The 8,864-nt window shown below is 34.5% G+C and carries 9 protein-coding genes; 5 read left to right on the top strand and 4 right to left on the bottom strand.

Going from position 1 to position 8,864, the window contains the following annotated elements:
* Positions 1 to 205: 205 nt before the first annotated feature.
* A complete protein-coding gene (locus FEM33_RS19060) occupies positions 206 to 499 on the bottom strand; it encodes a type II toxin-antitoxin system HigB family toxin (protein ID WP_139013591.1) in 294 nt (97 codons plus the stop codon).
* Between the two features lie 228 nt (positions 500 to 727).
* Between FEM33_RS19060 and FEM33_RS19055 the strand changes: the two genes are divergently transcribed.
* Positions 728 to 1,237: a hypothetical protein gene (locus FEM33_RS19055; RefSeq protein ID WP_139013590.1), complete on the top strand. Its 510-nt coding sequence runs from the start codon at positions 728 to 730 to the stop codon at positions 1,235 to 1,237.
* Between the two features lie 38 nt (positions 1,238 to 1,275).
* On the opposite strand, the gene FEM33_RS19050 is transcribed toward FEM33_RS19055, so the two are convergent.
* Positions 1,276 to 2,187, bottom strand: a complete 912-nt coding sequence (locus FEM33_RS19050) for a replication initiation protein (protein ID WP_139013589.1) — start codon at positions 2,185 to 2,187, stop codon at positions 1,276 to 1,278.
* A 1,163-nt stretch (positions 2,188 to 3,350) separates the two neighbouring features.
* Here FEM33_RS19050 and FEM33_RS19045 point away from each other — a divergent pair.
* Together FEM33_RS19045 and FEM33_RS27100 are read left to right on the top strand one after the other, a co-directional pair.
* Positions 3,351 to 3,770 (top strand): BfmA/BtgA family mobilization protein, encoded by a 420-nt coding sequence (locus FEM33_RS19045; protein WP_310588830.1) that lies wholly within the window; start codon positions 3,351 to 3,353, stop codon positions 3,768 to 3,770.
* Positions 3,754 to 4,071, top strand: coding sequence for a DUF5712 family protein (locus FEM33_RS27100; RefSeq protein WP_374756440.1), 318 nt, complete (start codon positions 3,754 to 3,756; stop codon positions 4,069 to 4,071). Before FEM33_RS19045 ends, FEM33_RS27100 begins: the two co-directional genes overlap by 17 nt.
* 5 nt (positions 4,072 to 4,076) lie before the next feature.
* Here the strand turns inward: FEM33_RS27100 and FEM33_RS19040 are convergent, their stop codons facing one another.
* A complete protein-coding gene (locus FEM33_RS19040; RefSeq protein ID WP_139013587.1) occupies positions 4,077 to 7,358 on the bottom strand; it encodes a type ISP restriction/modification enzyme in 3,282 nt (1,093 codons plus the stop codon).
* Between the two features lie 267 nt (positions 7,359 to 7,625).
* Between FEM33_RS19040 and FEM33_RS26760 the strand changes: the two genes are divergently transcribed.
* Positions 7,626 to 7,871 carry a hypothetical protein gene (locus FEM33_RS26760; protein ID WP_229214316.1) on the top strand — a complete coding sequence of 82 codons (246 nt, stop codon included), beginning with the start codon at positions 7,626 to 7,628 and terminating at the stop codon, positions 7,869 to 7,871.
* A complete protein-coding gene (locus FEM33_RS19035) occupies positions 7,834 to 8,274 on the top strand; it encodes a hypothetical protein (protein WP_139013586.1) in 441 nt (146 codons plus the stop codon). Before FEM33_RS26760 ends, FEM33_RS19035 begins: the two co-directional genes overlap by 38 nt.
* 233 nt (positions 8,275 to 8,507) lie before the next feature.
* Here FEM33_RS19035 and FEM33_RS19030 read toward each other — a convergent pair.
* The coding region (locus tag FEM33_RS19030; RefSeq protein WP_139013585.1) for a helix-turn-helix domain-containing protein at positions 8,508 to 8,864 on the bottom strand (357 nt) is incomplete at its 5' end.

Raw genomic sequence — 8,864 nt, 5'->3', positions numbered from 1 at the left:
TTTGTTCATAAGCGTGCACTAATGTACTAATTACGTCTAGTTCATCGTCCAATTCAGAATAAGGAGCAGGACTTAAAATAAGTAATTCATCAATGCGCTTAAGTGCATTTTGATAATCTAGAGGCGTTTTTATGGGAGTTACAGTTACTGTGCTCATTGAGTGATAATCTTAGCTTATTAGCTTTTTTTAAACTACAAAGACGATTTATATGGTATGTGCATCAATCTTGTCGTACTCGGCATGTGTACCAATCCATCTAACATAAACTATTTGCCGATGTACCAAAACAACAGTAATGATTCTATACTTATTTCCTTTTATATCAAATATTACCCTGTTGTTCCCAATAATATCTACTGAATTAGCCACTTGTTTAAGATCATTCAGATTTTGAATGCTTATTTCTTTAATTCTAGCAATCCACACCTCCAATGCAATTTTTGAATCTGCATGTGTGTGATAGAACTCTCTTAAACGAGTTGTTGTAATAATTCTCATAAGACCATTTATAACAAAGTTACATAATTGGGAACTATTTGCAATTTATTTGTTACATTTTGTGTAACAATCTTTTGTTTTAATTTAATGTTTTCCCCTTTTAGCTCATTATTTTCTAGTAGATTTACTTGTCAAGTCTCTATTTTTATTAAAACATAGAGAATAATTCTTACAACAATTTGCAACAGTCCAGCAACAGCTGCCATGTTGCATGCAACAGTGTGCAACATGGCGAAAATAAGCATATCAGAAGCAGCGAAATTAACTGGAAAGAATCGTAGTACCCTGCATCGTCATATTAAGTCTGGGAAGCTCAGTAAGCATTTTGATAATAATAATAACTCTTTGCTTGATACAAGTGAGCTAAGCAGAGTGTATGAATCATTCAAAATACCTGTTGCATTGCAACAGGGTAGTATAGTGTTGCAAAGCAACAGTATGCAACAAGCTGCGACACATGCTGCAACAGGAGATGCAACAGTAGAAATTGAGCTTTTAAAGCTAAAACTGCAGCATGCCGAAGAAAATATAATTATTGAAGAAGCACGCCGTCGTGAAGCTGAGCAACGTGAAAGAGAAGCTAAGGAAGAAGTTCTTCGTTTATTAACTATTGTTGAAAAGCATACTTACTTACTAACTGCATCATCCACACAGGAAGAAGTACAATTGCGTAAGGAAAAGATAGATTCTACAGTAGAGCAGCCCAAGGGAAAATGGTGGCAGCGACTCTTTAGCTGATTTGTGCAAGTTGTTCTTAATTACCAGTTTATAGCTTACTATAATCCAAATGTTTTAGCTGTATAACTTCCTAAATTCTTGATTTTGCCGTCTGCTGATTTAACCTGAATGTCATAAAGTTGACGGTTAATAACTTCGATTGAATAGCTAGCTAGTACAGAATTAGCTTGGTCTGGACGAAGCCTAAATTGTTTAATCAATCGATCATGTAAAACGGAAATTGGAACTGGCTCCGGATCTAGTTTAACTTGATAGAATACTTCAAATTCTACTTCTACGACGGGTTTGCGTCCTCTTCCAGGTCGATCTCCATAAATGGGTTTATAGGTAAATGTGATGTCTGTATGGCCATTGATCTCCTTTGAAGCTACGTCTAATACCCTTGTTTGAAATTTTGTCCAGTCAGGATAGCTGTCTTTTCCTGTTTTAGGTTCAATAATCCCGAGCATAGCCTTTAATTCCCTTAAATCACGTTTAAACATTTTATTCTGCATGTTCTTGTACATACATAAGAGCTCATATATTCTCTTTGCGTAGGTCGAATTAAGAGAAATAGCAGCCACTAATTGTATTTTAGTAAACTTTTGGTTCAGATCAACATAGAAGGGCCGGACCTTTTGGGATAACTCTAATTCTATAATTCCTGTACCTTTTTTGTACTCTGCTGACGCTATAAATGAAGCTTGTAATAAATTTCCATTAGGCAGTATTGTTTGGAATACACGTCCCATTAACTTTTCGATGGCATTCTGATAAGTTTCGAAATTTAGTTCATCAGAGCCGGTAATAGAGGCCATTTCTTTTACTGATACTTGGTACATCTTTGTGGGAGCATCATCTTTGCGTACCTGAGCAACTACCATGTACAAAATGTTCTTTTCTGCTTCAGTCATTTCGTACCGAGCTACTGTTAGAACATTATCTTGCCAAATTTCAATTGCTTTACTCATTATTCTCTGATTTTTAGACAAATATAAAAACATATTTTAAAAACACCCAGAGTTTATTAAATGTATGTTTTCTACCGATCAAACGCGTGTTTATTAATGCAGTTTCACCGACCAAACGCGTGTTTATTATGCAGTTTCACCGACCAAACGCGTGTTTATTACCGACCAAACGCGTGTTTATTAAAGTTATCCACACTGTAATATATTGTCAATCAAACAGTTACGTACTACAATTTAGTCTCTCAAGTGATATACAAATGATATTTGAAAAAACACAATCACTTGTATGTGTAGAGAAGTGATTTTGAAAATCATCTTTTAGAGTAAAAAATTAAATGAACTTTTCCTGAATAAGCCAAAAAACAAAGCTGAAGAAAAAGAGAAAACAAAAAACTAAAAGGGAAATAAAGGGGCCGGTCAACTAATAAATTAGTTGTAAGCTAATGTGATGCAATTCTTAGTTTATACTTTCCCTTTTCTTGAATACATACGAGAAACTAACGCTTAGGTCTATTTTTTGGATCATAGCGATCTTTTAAGTAGCTCGGCGGGTAAATCCTAGGCCAGCTTAATTTCGTGGCTTCTAGTGGCATATTCTAAGGGATTTACGATTTTTTTGGAGAATAGTGCCTGCATTTTAGAAATTCACTGTTAGAGTTATAACAACCATCCTTGAGCAACAATAAAACAGAAATAAGACAACATATCCATTATAACTCCATTATAGAACTGAACTAAGCCAAATACAGAGGTCTAATTCAAAATCAGTCAGGATCAAACAACTTAAAATTCTTGTGTTATCCTGATATCTCCCTGTAAGCCCCTTAATTCACAGCATCTAGCTATTTCTCTCTTGCAATTCACCTATATTCTGGAGAAAATTTATCATTCTTTTCCTTCCCAATTGTTCTATTTATAGAAGCAAGAAGGAATTACGCTTTGCGATAATTCTTCTTGCTCTGCGAGGCTAAAAATCTTATTTTTAATAAGTTAAATAAAAAATAATTTTTTATAAATATATAATCAGTATATTTTGTAATAAATTATAGCTATTAGTAGTCATCAAAGGTTATAATTAATATATTAATTGATATACTGAGCTATGGAAAATATGTATAATAAGTCAGTTCGGTTTACGGAAGCGACTGATGGAAATTTGGTAAATAGCAGAGAAGCTAGGCCGTAGCAAGCAGGATCTGCTTGCTGAAATGGCAGATCATTTTTACAAATCCAAAAAGAATCCATCCGATTTGAACTACGAAGTTTTAAAGAAGGAGCTTAGCCAGGGCATTAACCGGATCATCAGTTTTATCAAAGTTCAAGAAAAGGATACGCTTGCTCCAATGCTTGCCGAACAAAAGATCCAGCAGCAGCAGCTCAACAGATTGGGAGATGAGTTTAAGGAGTTCTTTGAACTGCTTCCAGAAGACAAGATGCGAGGCAAGTTTGTAAGCTTAGCCAGAGAACTGCTGGAAGCTTCTACTAACAGTAAACAAGCTTTACTGTTAGTACAGAAAAATCAGAAGGTTATCTATGATTTTCTAAAAGGGAAGCAACGATTGCAGGATCATTACGCAAAATAGTCAGAAATTTGGGCAGTTTAAACGACTGAATTTTACAGAACGCTATGAAAAAGCTTTTGACCGAACGTTCAACTATGAACGTGAGCTAAGAGAAATTTTTCAATACCGGAAAGTGACGCTGAAAGGGACAGTGATACAGCGTACTGATATGATTGTGGTTGATCGGAGCTTGCAGTCCAGACAAGCCAAAGAGCAGAGCCAGACTGTCGAGCAGAACCAAAATGAAAAAAAGAGCTTGTACAGCAATCTAAAATTAAGCACAAGCAACAAAAAAATACTGGGTTTAATATTTGGTATGTAGTTTAATTATAACTGTATAATTGCATCAATTTCCTCCATAATTCTAGCTGTTTCGGTAAGAGCAACAATTATTTTTTGATAATGTGAAATATCATCAAATTCTAGTTTACGTCCTTTTCGATCTTTTAACCATTTTTGGGCAGGTTGATAACCTCCGATATAAAACTCCCACGCAGTTGTTGGAACGTTTGCGAAATACTGGGTGTCGTTAATGTGGACTACTCCTAAATAATCTGGAGTTTCTTCGCCAAGTGTAGTTTGAGCGTAATCGTAGACTTCAAACCTTGGTTTTATAACTTCATTATCTCCACTTATTGGATATTGCGTGATATATTTTTCAACAATAAAACTTTCAAACAAATGTATTTGCCTTATCTCACCGCCTAATTTTACCAGTTGCCAGAACGTAACAGCATCTTTTGGATAAGGAACTCTTGGAAAATCAATTTTTAAAAATTCTTTGTATTTTTTGCGATAAGCTGGACTATGTAAGATAGCGTAGATATAATCCAAAAGGTCAATTGGTGCAAATGCTTGCTTATAATTATCTCCTAATTTATCATTATTATTGACAAAGTGCACAGAATTGTTTTCCTTCTCTGGAACAAAGCTTATACCTAATTTATCAGCTATTTGCTTTACTATTTCTGATTTTAAGTTTGGGGTTCTTTCTACTATTTGCCCAGTGCTTTGTTGGCTACTAGTTTCTGGGTACAAGTAAAGTGGAAATAAATTTATCCCGCCGCGTCTAAACATATTGGCATCAACTGGATATTTTGAAACAGTCACCAAGCACCACTCAATATCTCCAATTGCTAAACCTTGTCTGCCAATTCCAAGTGTAATATTTTCTTTATTTTTTGAATGTATCAGAAGTTCTTTTCTTGGTCTATCAACAAGATATTTATTAAAATAAATGTACTTTTCTTCAAAAGGTCTGTAACCACATTTTATAATTTCCTTACTAATATCATTTTTAGTAAGTTCCATTTGTGCTTTTTTGATACTGAAATCAATAGAAGATTTAACACCATATTTTTTTGAAATTTCTTCATCAGATATATTCTCTAAAGAAAATTCAAACAGTTTTTTTATTAAATTCTTTTTATTTTCATCAATGCAAAACTCATCTCTATGAGTTTGAAAACCCATTACATTTATTTGAAATAAGTTTACTGGATTAATTCCTTCATTGTATTTTAATAATTTATCTTCATCAATGCTTTTGAATAGAAAACTATTTTTAAATGGAGTAAAGCTGTTAAATGAAATTGATTTAAGAGAATTTTCTGCAAGGAAATTATATTTTAATTCTCTTTTTCCGAATAACTCATAGTGAGATACTTTACCTAATTCGTTTGCTTTCTTTTTACCAGTTTTTACGAAAATATTTATTGATACCCCTTGTTCAATATCAAATATATTTACATCTGCACTTCCATCCGGTGCAGTTTCTTTTTTTTTAGCGTTTCCATGCAAGTCTATGGTATAAATTTTATCATATGTTTTTAGTAAGTTCCAGCGCATACCACGAAAAGTAGGATTGTCTAGAAAGCCATGAGGATTAATGAATGCCAATACACCGGTTCCGTTTTTCTCTATAAAATGCTGTCCACAACGTAAAAATTTCACGTAGTCATCATTAATAAATTTTGAATTTTGTTCTTTTAACTTTTCATTTCCACCTGGTTCTTTTTTATAATCCTCCATTAAATTCATAATCCATTTGCCCTTATTGGTACTTTCTCCACTATACGGCGGATTTCCAATTATGCACATAACAGGCGTATCACGTTTAATTCGGTTAGCTTCATTGGCTTCTGTACTTAGCCAGTTTGCAAAGAGTGTTCCGGTGTCTGGGTGATGTTCTTCTAAGCTATTTGTCAGGTATACTTTCAGGCGTTGGTCTTTAGTAGCTTTATAGCCTGTTTCATTAAGAAGTAAATCTAATTTCAGGTGAGCCATTGCATAAGAGGCCATCAGTAACTCAAAGCCATTAAGTCTTGGCAGCAATTGTGTTTCCACATAGTTGCTCCAATTGCCTTGTTGTCCTTCAAATCTTTTATAGACATGTTTTACAATTTCTGCTAAAAAAGTACCAGTACCTGTTGCGGGATCTAAAATCTGTATTCGATGAATTTCTCTTTCTTCTTCAACTTCCTTGATTTTGGAACGTGTATCAGCAGTGGCTTTTACCTGATGTTTCAACTTTACAATTGTTTTGCTTGTATCTGCAAGACCAGCCGGTAATCCAAAATCGGTTTTCAAAATATCATCAACCGCCCGCACTATGAAATTTACAACAGGTGCAGGCGTATACCAAACACCACGAGCTTTTCGCAAAGCAGGATCATATTCACTCAAAAAGGTTTCGTAAAAATGGATAATCGGATCTTCCATTTTGGTAGCCTTTCCATAATTTTTTAAAAGCTTTTCAACATCACATGCCAAAAATACGTCCACAAGGCTATCCACAATCCATTTGATACGATCGTCTATATCAGGTCCGGCAATGTAGCCAAACAGTTTACGTAGGAATGGATTTGATTTTGGAATAAGCTCTGCTGCTTCTTGCCTGCTGAATGTAGGTAAAGTAGCATCATGCAAACGTGCCGCAAACATTCCATAGGCTATTGTCTGTGCGTATACATCAGCAAATCCTTTTGGGGTAATATCATGAATTAGGACATCTTTAAAAGCATTCATTTGGTCTTTAAGCGTACTGTCTTCCTCCTTAGCTTTATCACTTGTCAAAGCTTTTTCAATAACCTCAGAAAGTAGGCGTGCTTTGGCAGCCATCATTTCAGCAAGTTGTTTTGAGCTTTTTATTGTTTGCCCAATGTGAATGCAAAAATTTTTGATCAGATTTTCAAAAGATGAAAAATTCTCTGTCAAAGGTTTTATGCCTTTATCTGTTAGTTCTCCAATTGAAATTTTTTTTACAAACTGTCCTTCTTGGTATAAATGAAAGTCTAAGTAGTCAGTAAATATCAGATTGTTTAAAGAAGCTTTGTAGCGGTCAAACTGTTCTTTATTACCTGCTTTTTTTGACCCAAGAAGATCACGGTCACCAATATCTTTTGCTTCAATAAAGCCAACAGGAATGTCATTTTTTGTGATAATATAATCTGGAGCACCGCAAGCCTGTCTTTTGGGTTCATTAGTAGCTCGGATTGCCGGAACTAGACTCTCAATGAGTTGCGTTAATTCTCCTCGGAATGTGTGTTCCGTTGTGTTTCCAAGCTTATATCGAGCACTTACTTTTTCTATATATTCAGGAAGAGTCATTATTTAAATATGAAGCTTTAATTCGAGTATAGGTTGGAAAAATACAAAACTAATGGTAATATCAATTATGTATAGTATATAACAAAAGCGTGAATCAAATTCTTGAGTTTTTATAACGGATTTTATGTTAAACAACAAAACATAGAACAAGAGGAAAAGTGGCATTTAGCCAAAGTTCTTGTTTTTGTACAAAGAAAGCACACTTTTCCCACTGCGCTCCGGAGTAGTAGATGCACAAGGCAAGGCTGTCTTACGAAAGGATGGTTTATGATACGTTTAGATGCCGAACATTTCTGGCCATTACATATCTTACGTCTATGGCTTTTTGCCTGCATGACAGGGAAAAAAGCTTCAAATCTAACACAAGCGGGAAAGCGATGGGAATTCTGGACGATTTTCGTACTCCGAATGAAAGACGTATTTTTTGCTGTTTATTTGACTGAACTTAGCTACGCCTACAAACAGCTAGATAATAATGAAAGAGAAAATTATTTTTCCAATAATCAAATTTGATCGTTTTTCATTTGAGATTATTCCTTGTTTAGACATTCTAACTAAAACAACATCTGCAGGTCTTAGGAATAGGCTTTTTGAAAATATCGTAATAGTTGACTCTAACGGCTTTACCTATTTTGTGAAAAATGCTACTAAAGTGAAAGGTTTAGGGCGATTTTTTGGGTATAATATATTTCTAAATCAAACTATCCTGGTGGACTTAAACTTTGAACCAAATATCGAAAAGATACAACTTAATGATTTGAAGAAAAAAATGGTAAAGAATGTACATAAAGAAAAAGCCTTTTGGGCGTCAGGCGGAAATTTTGACAAAATTATCGAATTGATAAACCACTCCGAATCAATTAATGCCTTAATTAGTGACTTGGGTGAAGTGGTCAATAAGGTTTATCACGCATAGCTGCTTATTCAAATATGCACACTGCTAAGCTCCAATGATGTACCTCATAGATATTATTTATAATCTGAATCACAACAAACCTCCGTTTTCTGGGACTAGCGCCGGCTGTATCTGAGTGCCTTGAAAGACCCAAAAAGTGTATTAATTTATTGTCTCACAAATCAATATCTCACCTCTAACTGTGCGTCTGAGTTAGTGAGACATAATCCTAATAAGATTTTAGAATTGCATGCTTATGCTGCTTGTAGCATTTTTTCATTAATAAATATTTCTAAGGGTAATCCCAAGTGCTTGTGAAGATTATGAATTTGCTGTAAAGTAAAGTACCGCTTCCGATTAAGTATTTCAGATACTCTTGACTTAGGCCCAATGTATTGCTCCAAATCTTTATTCTTCCAACCGTTTTCTTCCATTAAATATTTAATGGCATTAATTGGATCTGGATAAGGTATAGCATTGTGCGTTTGTTCATAAGCGTGCACTAATGTACTAATTACGTCTAGTTCATCGTCCAATTCAGAATAAGGAGCAGGACTTAAAATAAGTAATTCATCAATGCGCTTAAGTGCATTTTGATAATCTAGAGGCGT

Source organism: Dyadobacter flavalbus (assembly GCF_006149045.1).
GTDB lineage: Bacteria > Bacteroidota > Bacteroidia > Cytophagales > Spirosomataceae > Dyadobacter > Dyadobacter flavalbus.
The sequence above is the reverse complement of the archived record's forward strand: the minus strand, read 5'-3'. Positions and strand labels throughout refer to the sequence as shown.

Coding starts and splice junctions, on each gene's coding strand:
- FEM33_RS19060 (WP_139013591.1), bottom strand. CDS start 499: ATGAGAATTATTACAACAACTCGTTTAAGAGAGTTCTATCACACACAT.
- FEM33_RS19055 (WP_139013590.1), top strand. CDS start 728: ATGGCGAAAATAAGCATATCAGAAGCAGCGAAATTAACTGGAAAGAAT.
- FEM33_RS19050 (WP_139013589.1), bottom strand. CDS start 2,187: ATGAGTAAAGCAATTGAAATTTGGCAAGATAATGTTCTAACAGTAGCT.
- FEM33_RS19040 (WP_139013587.1), bottom strand. CDS start 7,358: ATGACTCTTCCTGAATATATAGAAAAAGTAAGTGCTCGATATAAGCTT.
- FEM33_RS26760 (WP_229214316.1), top strand. CDS start 7,626: ATGATACGTTTAGATGCCGAACATTTCTGGCCATTACATATCTTACGT.
- FEM33_RS19035 (WP_139013586.1), top strand. CDS start 7,834: ATGAAAGAGAAAATTATTTTTCCAATAATCAAATTTGATCGTTTTTCA.